This is a genomic window from Streptomyces sp. NBC_00122 (genome assembly GCF_045160845.1).
Taxonomy (GTDB): Bacteria; Actinomycetota; Actinomycetes; order Streptomycetales; family Streptomycetaceae; genus Streptomyces.
Map to the genome: position 1 here is coordinate 5129210 of NZ_CP108191.1, position 14075 is coordinate 5143284.

The 14075-nt window shown below is 69.8% G+C and carries 10 protein-coding genes; 7 read left to right on the forward strand and 3 right to left on the reverse strand.

What is annotated here, in order from left to right:
* The first annotated feature begins 53 nt into the window (after positions 1 to 53).
* A complete protein-coding gene (locus OG737_RS24030) occupies positions 54 to 1181 on the forward strand; it encodes a methyltransferase domain-containing protein (RefSeq protein WP_405678031.1) in 1128 nt (375 codons plus the stop codon).
* A 110-nt stretch (positions 1182 to 1291) separates the two neighbouring features.
* Here OG737_RS24030 and OG737_RS24035 read toward each other — a convergent pair whose 3' ends face one another.
* Together OG737_RS24035 and OG737_RS24040 are read right to left on the reverse strand one after the other, a co-directional pair.
* Positions 1292 to 2821: a UDP-N-acetylglucosamine 1-carboxyvinyltransferase gene (locus OG737_RS24035; RefSeq protein ID WP_328928212.1), complete on the reverse strand. Its 1530-nt coding sequence runs from the start codon at positions 2819 to 2821 to the stop codon at positions 1292 to 1294.
* A gap of 57 nt (positions 2822 to 2878) precedes the next feature.
* Positions 2879 to 3361, reverse strand: a complete 483-nt coding sequence (locus OG737_RS24040) for a MarR family transcriptional regulator (protein WP_328928213.1) — start codon at positions 3359 to 3361, stop codon at positions 2879 to 2881.
* Between the two features lie 99 nt (positions 3362 to 3460).
* On the opposite strand from OG737_RS24040, the gene OG737_RS24045 reads away from it, so the two are divergent.
* A complete protein-coding gene (locus OG737_RS24045) occupies positions 3461 to 4324 on the forward strand; it encodes a haloalkane dehalogenase (RefSeq protein WP_405921958.1) in 864 nt (287 codons plus the stop codon).
* A 99-nt stretch (positions 4325 to 4423) separates the two neighbouring features.
* On the opposite strand, the gene OG737_RS24050 is transcribed toward OG737_RS24045, so the two are convergent.
* Complete coding sequence (locus OG737_RS24050) at positions 4424 to 6325, reverse strand: amidohydrolase (protein WP_405678028.1); 1902 nt, start codon at positions 6323 to 6325, stop codon at positions 4424 to 4426.
* Between the two features lie 84 nt (positions 6326 to 6409).
* Between OG737_RS24050 and OG737_RS24055 the strand changes: the two genes are divergently transcribed.
* From OG737_RS24055 to OG737_RS24075, 5 genes are all read left to right on the forward strand, one after another.
* Positions 6410 to 7414, forward strand: coding sequence for a LacI family DNA-binding transcriptional regulator (locus tag OG737_RS24055; protein WP_405678026.1), 1005 nt, complete (start codon positions 6410 to 6412; stop codon positions 7412 to 7414).
* A 155-nt stretch (positions 7415 to 7569) separates the two neighbouring features.
* Positions 7570 to 10284, forward strand: coding sequence for an aconitate hydratase AcnA (gene acnA / locus OG737_RS24060; RefSeq protein ID WP_328928217.1), 2715 nt, complete (start codon positions 7570 to 7572; stop codon positions 10282 to 10284).
* Between the two features lie 298 nt (positions 10285 to 10582).
* Complete coding sequence (gene ngcE / locus OG737_RS24065) at positions 10583 to 12007, forward strand: N-acetylglucosamine/diacetylchitobiose ABC transporter substrate-binding protein (protein ID WP_405681336.1); 1425 nt, start codon at positions 10583 to 10585, stop codon at positions 12005 to 12007.
* A gap of 19 nt (positions 12008 to 12026) precedes the next feature.
* The gene (locus OG737_RS24070; protein ID WP_328928219.1) at positions 12027 to 12971 is read left to right on the forward strand and encodes a sugar ABC transporter permease; all 945 of its coding nucleotides are present in this window, start codon (positions 12027 to 12029) and stop codon (positions 12969 to 12971) included.
* A 13-nt stretch (positions 12972 to 12984) separates the two neighbouring features.
* Entirely contained in the window at positions 12985 to 13920 is a 936-nt protein-coding gene (locus tag OG737_RS24075) for a carbohydrate ABC transporter permease (RefSeq protein ID WP_328928220.1), read from the forward strand.
* Positions 13921 to 14075 lie beyond the last annotated feature (155 nt).

Here is a 14075-nt window from a genome sequence, read left to right on the forward strand (position 1 = left end):
TCGGAGCCGGGGCGAGGAGCGAAGCGCTTGACCCTCACGTGGCGTCATGCCGCATGGTCGGTGACGTGGAAGAGCACCTGACCGTGGGACGTGTGGCCGCCCTGGCCGACGTGAGCGTCCGCACCCTGCACCACTACGACGAGATCGGCCTCGTGCAGCCGTCCGCGCGGACCGCGGCCGGGTACCGGGCCTACTCGGCGGGTGACGTGGAGCGACTGCGGGAGGTGCTCGCCTACCGGCGGCTGGGCTTCGGATTGCGCGAGATCGCGGACCTGGTCGACGACCCGGCCACCGACGCGGTCGCGCACCTGCACCGGCTGCGCGGCCTGCTGCTGGAACAACGCGACCGCGCTGCCGCCACGTTGATGGCCATAGACAGGGAACTGGAGGCACGGGCGATGGGGATCAGGACGACACCGGAGGAACAACTGAAGGTGTTCGGCGCGCAGTTGTACGAGGCCATCGGGTCCGCTTACCCGGCGACGCGGCGCACCGAGCCGCGGATCGCCGCGCGGATCTGGGATGCGCTCGGGGACGCGCGGACGGTCCTGAACGTCGGGGCCGGCACCGGCTCCTACGAGCCCCCCGACCGCGACGTGACGGCGGTGGAACCGTCGGCGGTCATGCGGGCACAGCGTCCCGCGGGCGCGGCGCGGTGCGTGGCCGCCAGTGCGGAGAGCCTCCCGTTCGCGGACCGGTCCTTCGACGCCGCGATGGCGGTCAGCACCGTTCATCACTGGCCGGACCCGGTCGCCGGGTTGCGCGAGATGCGGCGCGTGGCCCGCCGCGTGGTGGTGTTCACGTACGACGCCTGTGACACCGGCTGGCGTGAGCGGTTCTGGCTCACCCGCGACTACCTGCCCGAGTTCGCCGACCTTCTCGTCGGCTGGCCCTCACTGGCCGACCTGACCCGCGCGATCGGGGGCCGCGCGGAGCCGGTGCTCATCCCGTGGGACTGCGCTGACGGCTTCTTCGAGGCGCACTGGCGCCGGCCCGAGGCGTACCTGGACGAACATGTGCGCCGCGCGGTATCGGTATGGACCAGAGTCGGGCCGCAGGCCGAGCGGCGAGCAGTGGGCAGACTCCGCGACGACCTCTCCTCAGGCCGGTGGGCCGAACGCAACCGCGACCTCGTCGCCCTCGACGCGGCGGAGCTCGGCCTCCGCCTCCTCGTGGCCTGAACCATCGCGCGCGAGCACGCAGCAACAAGGCCACCCTGCGGCGTGCGTGAAACGCCGAGCCCCCGTCACTCGCCGGGACGAGTGACGGGGGCTCGGGACCGCTGTTCCCGCTAGATGTCGCGGAAGATCTCGATCTGGGCGCCCACCGAGTTGAGGCGCTCGGCCAGTTCCTCGTAGCCGCGGTTGATGACGTAGACGTTGCGGAGCACCGAGGTGCCCTCGGCCGCCATCATCGCGAGGAGGACCACCACCGCCGGGCGCAGGGCCGGCGGGCACATCATCTCCGCCGCGCGCCAGCGGGTGGGGCCCTCGACCAGGACGCGGTGGGGGTCCAGGAGCTGGAGGCGGCCGCCGAGGCGGTTGAGGTCGGTCAGGTAGATGGCCCGGTTGTCGTAGACCCAGTCGTGGATCAGGGTCTGGCCCTGGGCGACGGCGGCGATGGCCGCGAAGAACGGGACGTTGTCGATGTTCAGCCCGGGGAACGGCATCGGGTGGATCTTGTCGATCGGGGCTTCGAGCTTGGAGGGGCGGACCGTCAGGTCGACCAGGCGGGTGCGGCCGTTGTCGGCCGTGTACTCCGCCGAGCGGTCGTGGTCGAGGCCCATCTCCTCCAGGACCGCGAGCTCGATCTCCATGAACTCGATCGGGACCCGGCGGATCGTCAGCTCCGACTCCGTGACGACCGCGGCGGCCAGCAGGCTCATCGCCTCGACCGGGTCCTCGGAGGGGGAGTAGTCCACGTCCACGTCGATGTTCGGGATGCCGTGGACGGTGAGGGTGGTGGTGCCGATGCCCTCCACCTTCACGCCCAGCGCCTCCAGGAAGAAGCACAGGTCCTGGACCATGTAGTTGGACGAGGCGTTGCGGATGACCGTGACGCCGTCGTGCCGGGCGGCGGCCAGGAGCGCGTTCTCGGTGACCGTGTCCCCGCGCTCGGTCAGCACGATCGGGCGGTCCGGGGAGACCCCGGCCGCGACCTGTGCGTGGTAGATGCCCTCGGTCGCGGTGATGTCCAGGCCGAAGCGGCGCAGGGCGATCATGTGCGGCTCGATGGTCCGGGTGCCGAGGTCGCAGCCACCCGCGTACGGGAGGCGGAAGTGGTCCATGCGGTGCAGCAGGGGGCCCAGGAACATGATGATGCTCCGGGTCCGGCGGGCCGCGTCCGCGTCCATGGCCTCCATGTCGAGGCGGGCCGGCGGGATCAGCTCCAGGTCCACGCCGTCGTTGATCCAGCGAGTGCGGACACCGATGGAGTTCAGGACTTCCAGGAGGCGGTAGACCTCCTCGATGCGGGCCACCCGCCTCAGCACCGTACGGCCCTTGTTGAGCAGAGAGGCGCACAGCAGGGCGACACAGGCGTTCTTGCTCGTCTTGACGTCGATCGCACCGGACAGCCGGCGGCCGCCGACGACGCGCAGATGCATCGGGCCGGCGTAGCCGAGAGACACGATCTCGCTGTCGAGGGCTTCCCCGATGCGGGCGATCATCTCAAGGCTGATGTTCTGGTTGCCGCGCTCGATCCGGTTCACGGCGCTCTGGCTGGTGCCGAGGGCGTCCGCGAGCTGACTCTGCGTCCAGCCCCGGTGTTGCCGGGCGTCACGGATGAGCTTGCCGATGCGTACGAGGTAGTCGTCTGCCATGGCTGCACCGTATCTCAGATATGAGATGTTGATCGCGCGGGGTGGGCTGTTCGGGTGTTATCGACCGTCAGGTCCCATGGTGGGGCCGGTGGTGGTGTGGTGCTCGACGAGCCGGCAGAGGAGCCGGACCAGCTGGTCGCGCTCTTGTGCGGACAGGGGGGACAGGAGTTCCTTCTGGGCCGTTTCGAGCAGTTGTTCCAGTTTGCGCAGTCGGCGCCGGCCGAGCGGTGTCAGGGTGACGACATTGCGCCGGCGGTCCCCGGGGTCGGGGGCCCGTTCCACCAGGTCGCGCTCGGCGAGCTCGTTGATGACGGCGACGAGGTCGCTGCGGTGGATGCCGGTACGGGTGCTCAACGCGGCCTGGCTCACCGGCCCCGACTCCTCCAGGGCGACCAGCGCCGCGTAATGCCATTTATGCGCATCTGCTCCGCTCAGGCTCTCGGTCACCAGTCGCTGCGCGTGCGCCGAGGCCTGCCCCAGCAGTCGGCTGGGCAGCTTGCGCAGCCGGGCGGGCACGGCTTCGTTCTCTTCCGTGGTCATGGGAGCCGATGTTATCCGTTGCGTTAGTGGCACTAACGGTATAACTTCGTTCGTGTCACCAACGTTAGTCATCCGAACGATTCTCGAAGGGGGCCTCCCATGCCCGTGACCGACGTACTCGACTCGACGATGTACTACGAGGACCGCGGCGAAGGCGTTCCATTCGTCTTCCTCCACGGCAACCCCGCCTCCTCCCACCTGTGGCGGGGCGTGCTGCCGCGGATCGAGGGCGGGGTCCGGGTCCTGGCCCCCGACCTCATCGGCATGGGCCGCTCCGGCAAGCCGGGCGGGGAGTACCGGTTCGCGGACCACGCCCGCTACCTGGACGCCTGGTTCGAGGCTCTCGGACTCGACGAGGTGGTGCTGGTCGGCCAGGACTGGGGCGGGGCGCTCGCCTTCGACTGGGCGGCCCGGCACCCCGGCCGGGTCCGCGGCCTCGCCTTCATGGAGACCATCGTGCGGCCGCTCAGCTGGGCGGAGTACCCGCCCGCCGGCCGCGCCCGGTTCGAGGCGATACGTACCCCGGGGGTGGGGGAGGAGATGGTCCTGGACCGGAACATCTTCATCGAGGACAGCATCAGGCAGACGGTGCTGAACCCGATGAGCGAGGCGGACCGCGCCGTCTACGCCGCGCCCTACCCGACCCGCGAGAGCCGGCTGCCCATGCTCCGGTGGGCCCGCTCACTGCCGATCGACGGGCAGCCGGCCGACGTGCTCGCCGTCGTCGAGGCGTACGACGCCTGGCTGGCCGCCAGCCCGGAGGTGCCCAAGCTGCTGCTCACCTTCGACGGCTCGCCCGCCCTGATGATCAAGGCCGAGCAGGCGGCGTGGTGCGCGGAGAACGTTTCCGCACTGGAGACCGAGTACTGCGGCCCGGCCGCCCACCTCGCCCCGGAGGACCGGCCCGAGGAGATCGCCGCCGCCGTCAGCTCCTGGGCCCGGCGGCACGACCTCCTCGGCTGACGGCCCGGCTCACGCCCGGTTCGGACCCGGCTCACGCCCGGTTCAGACCCGGCTCACGCCCGGTTCAGACCCGGCTCGGGCCCGGGCCGGGCCCGGGGCTCAGGCCCCGCCGCCGCACCCGCACGCCCGGTGGCGTTCGCCGTGCACCGCCGCGTACGAGGCCGGGCGCGGTCCGGATCCCGCCCGCGCGGCCCGCGCCGAAGCCGCCCGGCCCGCCGCGGACTCCGCGTCGTGCACCACCCGGCCGCCGACCAGGGTCATCCGCACCCCGGTACCGCTGATGTCGGCCACCGGACAACGGGTCACATCCCGGTCCAGCACCACCAGATCCGCGGCCTTGCCCTGCTCCACCGTGCCCGTCAGCCCCTCCTGGCGCAGCTGCCAGGCCGTGCCGGCCGTGTGCATCCGCAGGGCGGACGTACGGCTCAGGCCCTCCAGCTCGCGGTACAGCTCGCCCTCGCCCTGCGCGCCCTGCCGGTCGATCGCCGTCCGCAGCTGGTTCCACACCTGGAGCGCGTCCACCGGCCAGTCGGAACCGCCGGTCAGCCGCGCGCCCGCCTTCTCCAGGCTGCGCGCCGGGTACATCCAGCGGTGCCGCTCGGGCCCGATGTACGGCAGCAGTGCCTCCATCGTCCAGATGTCCCGCGCCGCCCACTGGAGCTGCATGCAGGCCGCGACACCCAACTGGGCGAACCGCCGCAGGTCGGCCGGGTCCACGATCTGGAGGTGGGCGACGGCGTTGCGCGGGTCGCGCTGCCCGGTGGCCCGGCGCGCGTACGCGTACCCGTCGAGCGCCGTCCGTACCGCACGGTCCCCCAGCCCGTGGGCGTGCATCTGCCAGCCGGCGGTGTTGAAGGCCGCGGTCAGCCGGCCGTAGTCCGCCGCCGAGGTGTACAGCTCGCCCCGGTTGTCCGTCGGGGCGCCCTTGCCGTCGAGGTACGGCTCCAGGAGCGCGGCCGTCTGCGCCGGGTACTCGATCACCCCGTCCAGGAACACCTTGATCATCCCGAAGCGGAGCCCGCGCACGCCCTCGAAATCCCGCCGCAGGCCGCGCGCGTACTCCAGCGCGCCCGCCGGGTCCTTGGCCTGCCCGGCGTCCAGCCGGATCGCCGGCACGATCCGCTGCGGCAGCTTCCCCGCGCCCGCCAGGGCCTGGTAGAGCTCCAGTTCGTGCCGCCCGACCAGGGCGTCCATCATCGTCGTGATCCCGGACGCGGCGGCCAGCTCCAGCACCCGGGCACAGGCCGCGACCAGTTCGGCCCGGGAGGGCTCCGGGACGTGCCGTTTCACCAGGCCCTGTGCGTCGTCCTTGAGCACGCCCGTCGGCTGCCCGTCCGGCCCCTTCACGACCTTGCCGCCCACCGGGTCCGGGGTGTCGGCCCTGATCCCGGCGATGTCCAGCGCCCGCTGGTTCGCCCACAGGTTGTGCCCGTCGCCGCCGACCAGGACGATCGGGCAGCGGGTCGCCAGCGCGTCCAGCACCGAGTGGTGCGCCTCGGTCCCCGCCGGCAGCAGCCCGACCGGATTCCAGTCCTCCACCACCAGCCAGCGGTCCGGCTCCGCCGCCGCGCCCCCGGAGTCGGCCAGGAACCCGCCGAGGATCTCCCGCAGCTCCTCCACGGTGGTCTCCGCCCCGTCCAGCGAGGGCCGCAGCGAGCGGTCCGCGGCGCCCAGCGGGTGCACGTGCCCGTCGTGGATGCCGCTCATCACGGTGTTGCCGCCCGCGTCGACCGTCTCGGTGTCCCGGCCGATGAACCGGCGCAGCGCCGCGTTCTCCCCGGTGGCCAGGATCCTCCCGTCCCGGCCGACGGCCACCGCCTCGGCCGGCCGGCCCGACCCGGCCCCGCTGAACACCCGCGCGTTGTGGATGACCAGGGCCGCCGGGCCGCGCCCCGAAGGAGCCGCCGAGGCGTTGCCGGCCGCCGCGCCGAGCAGACCCGCCGCGCCGGCGGCCCCGGCCGCCGCGAGCAGGCCCCGCCGGGACAGGGAAGAAGACGTCATGACCACTCCGATCGTCGATGTGGCCAGGACACTCTTTGGTTAACCCCGTAACCGGAACCCACCCCGGACGACGGAATCCGTACGATGGCCCGCGTGCCCGGACCGACGATCGCCGATATCGCGCGCGCCGCGGAGGTCTCCACGGCGACGGTCTCGCACGCCCTCAACGGCACCGGCCGCCTCGGCGACGGCACCCGCCGCCGGGTCCGGGAGGTGGCCGCCGCACTCGGCTACGGCGCCCACCGCGGCCCCCGCACCCGCACCCTCGGCCTCGCCGTCACCACCTACGCCGACTGGACCTGGGACTTCGCGGGCGTCGCGTACTTCTCCCGGCTGCTCACCGCCGCCACCTCCGCGGCCCACTCCCACGGCTACGCCCTGATCAGCCTGCCCGCCGACCGCGGCGCCGAGCCCCTGTGGCACACCCTGGCGGTCGACGGGATGCTGCTCCTCGACAGCCCGGAAGGCGATCCGGTGCTCCGGGCCATGCGGGCGCGCGGTCTGCCCGTGGTCTTCGACGGGCGGCCCGCCGAGCCCCGGCCCGACGACGTGTGGGTGGACAACGACCACGAGGCCACCACCCGCGCGGTGCTCGACCACCTCGCCGCGTCCGGAGCCCGGCGCACAGCCCTGCATTCCGGCTTCGGCCGGGAGTTCTACACGAGGGCCGTCACCTCCGCCTACGAACAATGGTGCGCGGAGCGCGGTCTGCCCCCGCTGGTGATCCCCTTCCACCCCGAGGACGACCAGGGCCATGCCTTCGACCGGGCCTTCGCCGCGCCCGGCCGCCCCGACGCCGTCTACTCCCTCTACGATCCGGGCGGCCGCCAGGTGCTGGCAGCCGCCGCGCGCCATGGAATCCGTACGCCCGGAGGCCTCTTGCTGGTCTGCGCGAGCGAGGACCCGGCGTACGGGGCGCTCGAACCGCCCGTGACCACCGTCACCCTCAACCCCGAACGGATTGCCGAGTCGGCGATGTCCGCGCTGGTCACACTGATCGAATCCGGGTATGCGGAACCTCCGGGACAGCGCACTGTCCCGGCGGGCCTACAGGTACGTGCCTCGTCCCTGCCCCCGGACATGTACTAGAGTTATCTCGACATCGAGATATCTGCCGAAGGCGTACCGCAGCCGCCCCCGCTGGTAAGGGTTACCTAACTTAGTCTTACCTTAGCGGATTGGCCAAGGGGCGTGGCGGCAGGATGCGGTCATACGCGCGAAATTCATGCATGAAGGAGACTGTCGTGTCGGCGAACAGCTTCGACGCCCGCAGCACGCTGCAGGTGGGCGACGAGTCGTACGAGATCTTCCGGCTGGACAAGGTTGAGGGCTCCGCCCGCCTTCCCTACAGCCTGAAGGTGCTGCTGGAGAACCTGCTCCGTACCGAGGACGGCGCGAACATCACCGCCGACCACATCCGGTCGCTCGGCAACTGGGACTCGCAGGCCCAGCCCAGCGAGGAGATCCAGTTCACGCCGGCCCGCGTGATCATGCAGGACTTCACCGGTGTCCCGTGTGTCGTGGACCTCGCCACCATGCGTGAGGCCGTCAAGGCCCTCGGCGGCGACCCGTCCAAGATCAACCCGCTGGCCCCGGCCGAGCTGGTCATCGACCACTCGGTCATCGCCGACAAGTTCGGCACCAACGACGCGTTCGCCCAGAACGTGGAGCTGGAGTACGGCCGCAACAAGGAGCGCTACCAGTTCCTGCGCTGGGGCCAGACCGCCTTCGACGAGTTCAAGGTCGTCCCCCCGGGCACCGGCATCGTCCACCAGGTCAACATCGAGCACCTGGCCCGCACGGTCATGGTCCGTAACGGTGTGGCCTACCCCGACACCCTCGTCGGCACCGACTCGCACACCACCATGGTCAACGGCCTGGGCGTGCTGGGCTGGGGCGTCGGCGGCATCGAGGCCGAGGCCGCGATGCTCGGCCAGCCGGTCTCCATGCTGATCCCGCGCGTCGTCGGCTTCAAGCTGACCGGCGAGCTGCCCACCGGCACCACCGCCACCGACCTGGTGCTGACCATCACCGAGATGCTGCGCAAGCACGGTGTCGTCGGCAAGTTCGTCGAGTTCTACGGTGAGGGCGTCGCCGCCACCTCGCTGGCGAACCGCGCCACCATCGGCAACATGTCGCCGGAGTTCGGCTCCACCGCCGCGATCTTCCCGATCGACGACGAGACCCTGAAGTACCTGCGCCTGACCGGCCGCGACGCCCAGCAGGTCGCGCTCGTCGAGGCGTACGCCAAGGAGCAGGGTCTGTGGCTGGACCCGGCCGCCGAGCCCGACTTCTCCGAGAAGCTGGAGCTCGACCTCTCCACGGTCGTCCCCTCCATCGCCGGCCCGAAGCGCCCGCAGGACCGCATCGTCCTGGCCAACGCCGCCGAGCAGTTCGCGCAGGACGTGCGCAACTACGTCGAGGACGACGACGAGGCGGGCAAGGAGTCCTTCCCGGCCTCCGACGCCCCGGCCGCCGTCAACGGCGTGCCGACCCGCCCGACCCTGGTCACCCTGGCCGACGGCTCCTCCTTCGAGATCGACCACGGCGCCGTCACCGTCGCCGCGATCACCTCCTGCACCAACACCTCGAACCCCTACGTCATGGTGGCCGCGGCCCTCGTGGCGAAGAAGGCGGTCGAGAAGGGCCTGTCCCGCAAGCCGTGGGTCAAGACCACCCTGGCCCCGGGCTCGAAGGTCGTCACCGACTACTTCGACAAGGCCGGCCTGACCCCGTACCTCGACAAGATGGGCTTCAACCTCGTCGGGTACGGCTGCACCACCTGCATCGGCAACTCCGGTCCGCTGGACGAGGAGATCTCGAAGGCGATCAACGAGCACGACCTCGCGGTCACCTCGGTCCTCTCGGGCAACCGCAACTTCGAGGGCCGCATCAACCCCGACGTCAAGATGAACTACCTGGCCTCCCCGCCGCTGGTCGTCGCGTACGCCATCGCGGGCTCCATGAAGGTGGACATCACCAAGGACGCCATCGGCATCGACACCGAGGGCAAGCCGGTCTTCCTCGCGGACATCTGGCCGTCCGAGGCCGAGGTCAACGACGTCGTGGCGAACGCCATCGGCGAGGACATGTTCAACAAGTCCTACAAGGACGTCTTCGCGGGCGACGCCCAGTGGCAGGCGCTGTCGATCCCGACCGGCAACACCTTCGAGTGGGACCCGCAGTCCACCTACGTGCGCAAGCCCCCTTACTTCGAGGGCATGACGATGGAGACCACCCCGGTCTCCGACATCGCCGGCGCCCGCGTGCTGGCGAAGCTGGGCGACTCGGTCACCACCGACCACATCTCCCCGGCCGGTGCGATCAAGGCCGACACCCCGGCCGGCAAGTACCTCACCGAGCACGGCGTCGAGCGCCGCGACTTCAACTCGTACGGTTCCCGCCGCGGCAACCACGAGGTCATGATCCGCGGTACGTTCGCCAACATCCGCCTGCGCAACCAGATCGCGCCGGGCACCGAGGGCGGCTTCACCCGCGACTTCACCGTCGACGGCGCGCCGGTCTCCTTCATCTACGACGCCTCCCAGAACTACCAGGCCGCCGGCATCCCGCTGGTCATCCTGGCGGGCAAGGAGTACGGCTCGGGCTCGTCCCGCGACTGGGCCGCCAAGGGCACCGCGCTGCTCGGCGTCAAGGCCGTCATCGCCGAGTCCTACGAGCGCATCCACCGCTCCAACCTGATCGGCATGGGCGTCCTGCCCCTGCAGTTCCCCGAGGGCGCCACGGCGGCTTCCCTGGGCCTCACCGGCGAGGAGACCTTCGCCTTCACCGGTGTGGAGGAGCTGAACAACGGCACCACCCCGCGCACCGTCAAGGTGTCCACCGACACCGGTGTGGAGTTCGACGCGGTCGTCCGCATCGACACGCCGGGTGAGGCGGACTACTACCGCAACGGCGGCATCATGCAGTACGTGCTCCGCAACCTGATCCGCGGCTAAGCACGCCATCGGCACCAAAGGGCCGTATCCCCGTCAAGGGGGTACGGCCCTTCCGCTTGTCCGGGCGGCCGTCCCAGGTGACGGACAGGTCTCAACTCGGAAAAGCCGACGGCCATACGTGTGCATGATCTTGCTCACACGAGCGGAAGTGGACTATACCTGTGCCCGTCCGGATCACCGCGAGTCGATCGACTCCGGACCGGGGGGCGGGCGGGGACCTGCGGTGATGTCCGCATGCACGGCGACGCCGTGATTCCCCGGCTTCCTTCACACCTCTGACGAAGGCGAGGACATGAGCATGGGATCCACTGGTGAGGGCCTCGGGCGCCGTGATCTGATCAAGCGCTCCGCAGCACTCGGACTGATCACGGTGCCGACGATGAGCTTCCTGTCCGCCTGCGCCTCAGGGGGTGAGGAGTCCACGAAGGGCCCCGACAAGGGCGCCGTGACCAAGGAGAACCCGTTCGGCGTCGCGAAGGGCGGCAAGCTGGACGTCGTCGTCTTCAAGGGCGGGTTCGGCGACGACTACGCGAAGGCCTGGGAGGCCGCCTTCGACAAGAAGTGGGGCACCACCAGCTCCCACCTGGGCACCCAGGAGATCACCGCGAAGCTCCAGCCGCGCTTCAACGGCGGCAACCCGCCGGACGTCGTCGACGACTCCGGCGCCCAGCAGATCAAGCTGGACGTGCTCGCCAAGGGCGACCAGCTCGCCGACCTCACCGCCGTGCTCGACGCGCCCTCGCTCGACGACCCGACCAAGAAGGTGCGCGACACCCTGGTCGAAGGCGCCTACGAACAGGGCCTGCAGGGCGGCAAGTTCGTCGTGCTGAAGTACGTCTACGCCGTGTTCGGCTTCTGGTACTCCGGCAAGCTCTTCAAGGAGAAGGGCTGGGCGCCGCCGAAGACCTGGGACGAGTTCCTGGCCGTCTGCACCAAGGCCAAGGAAGCCGGCATCGGCGGCCTCGCCCACCAGGGCAAGTTCCCGTACTACATCAACGTCGTCATCATGGACCTGATCGCCAAGAAGGGCGGTCTGGAGGCCATGAAGGCGATCGACAACCTGGAGCCGAACGCCTTCGAGGGCAACCCGGCCGCCCTCGCCGCGGTCGAGGCGGTCTACGAGGTGGTCGAGAAGGGCCTGCTGATGCCGGGCACCAACGGCCTCACCCACACGGAGTCCCAGACCGCCTGGAACCAGTACAAGGCCGCCTTCATCCCCTCCGGCTCCTGGCTGGAGAACGAACAGCTGAAGCAGACCCCGGAGGACTTCGACATGAAGTTCCTGCCGATGCCGCTGCTCGCCGACAGCAAGCTGCCCTTCGAGGCCATCCGGGCCGGTGTCGACGAGCCCTTCATCGTCCCGGAGAAGGCCGCCAACAAGGCCGCGGGCATGGAGTTCCTCCGCTCGATGCTGTCCCGCGAATGGTCGACGATCTTCGCCCAGCAGGCCAACTCGCTCACCGTCGTCAAGGACGGCGTGGACCCGGGCGTCAAGCTGCGGCCGGGCACCCAGTCGGCCGTGGAGGCGCTCAAGGCCGCGGGGAGCAACACTTTCAGCTACCGCTACCCCGACTGGTACAGCGAGATGGACACCGAGATCCAGAACGCGTCCAATGAGCTGATGGCCCAGCGGATCCAGCCAAAGGAGTGGATCAAGCGGGCCCAGGCTGCGGTAGACAAGGCGGCCAAGGACCCGAACGCCAAGAACAACAAGCGCTCCTGACACCGCAGGGACGGACACCATGAGCCATGTAGCCCAGAGCAAGGGGCGGGCCGGTTTCATCGCCGGCTTCCTCGTCGCGCCCCTCGCGCTGTACCTGACCTTCGTCATCTGGCCGTACGTACAGACGTTCGGCTACTCCTTCACCAACTGGAGCGGCCAGTCCCCGACGTTCGACTTCGTCGGCCTGGACAACTACGCTTCGTTGCTGAAGGACGAGGTCTTCCGCGGCGCCCTCGGGCACAACCTGCTGCTCCTGGTGTTCGTCCCGGTCATCACCATCCTGCTCGCCCTCTTCTTCGCCTTCATGGTGAACGCGGGAGGACGCAGCGGGGCCGGCGGAGTGCGGGGCGTCGGCGGCTCGCGGGTCTACAAGATCGTCTACTTCTTCCCGCAGGTGCTCTCCCTCGCCATTCTCGCCGTGCTCTTCGGAGCGATCTACCGGAGCGACGAGGGCGGCCTGCTCAACGGCTTCCTCACCCAGCTCGGCCTGATCGACGCGGAGCACCCCGTCGAATGGCTCAACGAGCCCGACCTCGTCCTCTGGTGCCTGCTGTTCGTCGTCGTCTGGCACGGAGTCGGCTTCTACCTCGTCCTCTTCTCCGCGGCCATGCAGTCCGTCCCCAAGGACATCTACGAGGCGGCGCTGCTCGACGGCGCCGGGCGCGCCCAGACCTTCTTCCGGGTCACCCTGCCGCTGCTGTGGGATTCTGTGCAGACCTCCGCGGTCTATCTGGGCATCGCCGCGATGGACATGTTCGTCCTGGTGTCGACCATGACCTCGCAACAGTTCGGCGGCGGACCCGACCACCACAGCGAGGTCATGTCGACGGTGCTGATGCGCAACTTCCTGTACTTCGGCAAGAGCGGCTACGCCTGCGCCATGGGCGTGGTCATGCTCGCCCTGACCATGATCCTCTCCATCATCACGCTGCGCGCCACCCGCCGCGAGCGCATCGAGTTCTGAGCGGAGTCCCACGATGGCTGCACAGTCCACAGTGATCAAGGCTCCGGGCGAAGCTGCCGCGGAGCGGTCGGGCAAGACAGGCCGGACGGGGGATCGGGACGGGCGGCGCTCCGAGGGCATGGTCCTCAACGTCTTCTCGCACGGCTTCCTCGTCCTCTGGGCGATAATGATCGTGCTGCCCCTGATCTGGCTCGCGCTCGGCTCCTTCAAGACGGACGCGCAGATCGGCGGCTCGGCCCTGAGCTGGCCCTCGAACTGGCACTTCGACGCCTTCGGCCGGGCCTGGGAGAAGGGCATCGGCGGCTACTTCGCCAACACCCTCATCGTGCTGGTGTTCTCGGTCCCGCTGACCATGCTGCTCGGCTCGATGGCCGCGTACGTACTCGCCCGCTACCCCTTCACGGGCAACCGGGTCATCTACTACTTCTTCGTCAGCGGGGCGATGTTCCCGGTGTTCCTGGCGCTCGTACCGCTCTTCTTCATGGTCAAGCGCTTCGACATGCTGAACACCTACCAGGGCCTGATCCTGGTGTACGTCGCCTACTCGATGCCGTTCACCGTCTTCTTCATGCACTCCTTCTTCCGGACGCTGCCCACGGCGATACACGAGGCGGCGGTCATCGACGGGGCCTCCGACACCCGGATCTTCTTCCAGGTGATGCTGCCCATGGCCAAGCCCGGCCTGATCAGCGTGGGGATCTTCAACGTCCTGGGCCAGTGGAACCAGTACATCCTGCCCGCCGTGCTGATGCAGCCGCAGACGAGCGGCGAGCCCGAGCGCTACATGCTCACGCAGGGGCTCATCCAGCTCCAGTACCAGATGGGCTACGAGACGGACCTGCCGGTGCTGTTCGCCGGCGCCACCATCGCCATCATCCCCATGCTGGCGGTCTACCTCTCCTTCCAGCGCCAGATCCAGGCCGGCCTGACCTCCGCCACCCTCAAGTAGCCCCGGCGTTAGGAGCCGTCGGCTGCCGGAACCCGGGTGACCGACGTTCTGGAGGATCCAGGGCTGCCGGTCGGTGCCGCCGACGCTCCACGCCGGCCAGAAGCACCCCGGGATGGGGGCGCGGACCCCATGGGTCCAGGCGTCCCGGCCGGGCG

Excerpts from the sequence above, each read along its gene's own strand:
- OG737_RS24030 (WP_405678031.1), top strand. The coding sequence starts at position 54 with ATGGTCGGTGACGTGGAAGAGCACCTGACCGTGGGACGTGTGGCCGCC.
- OG737_RS24035 (WP_328928212.1), bottom strand. The coding sequence starts at position 2,821 with ATGGCAGACGACTACCTCGTACGCATCGGCAAGCTCATCCGTGACGCC.
- OG737_RS24040 (WP_328928213.1), bottom strand. The coding sequence starts at position 3,361 with ATGACCACGGAAGAGAACGAAGCCGTGCCCGCCCGGCTGCGCAAGCTG.
- OG737_RS24045 (WP_405921958.1), top strand. The coding sequence starts at position 3,461 with ATGCCCGTGACCGACGTACTCGACTCGACGATGTACTACGAGGACCGC.
- OG737_RS24050 (WP_405678028.1), bottom strand. The coding sequence starts at position 6,325 with ATGACGTCTTCTTCCCTGTCCCGGCGGGGCCTGCTCGCGGCGGCCGGG.
- OG737_RS24055 (WP_405678026.1), top strand. The coding sequence starts at position 6,410 with ATGGCCCGCGTGCCCGGACCGACGATCGCCGATATCGCGCGCGCCGCG.
- ngcE (WP_405681336.1), top strand. The coding sequence starts at position 10,583 with ATGGGATCCACTGGTGAGGGCCTCGGGCGCCGTGATCTGATCAAGCGC.
- OG737_RS24070 (WP_328928219.1), top strand. The coding sequence starts at position 12,027 with ATGAGCCATGTAGCCCAGAGCAAGGGGCGGGCCGGTTTCATCGCCGGC.
- OG737_RS24075 (WP_328928220.1), top strand. The coding sequence starts at position 12,985 with ATGGCTGCACAGTCCACAGTGATCAAGGCTCCGGGCGAAGCTGCCGCG.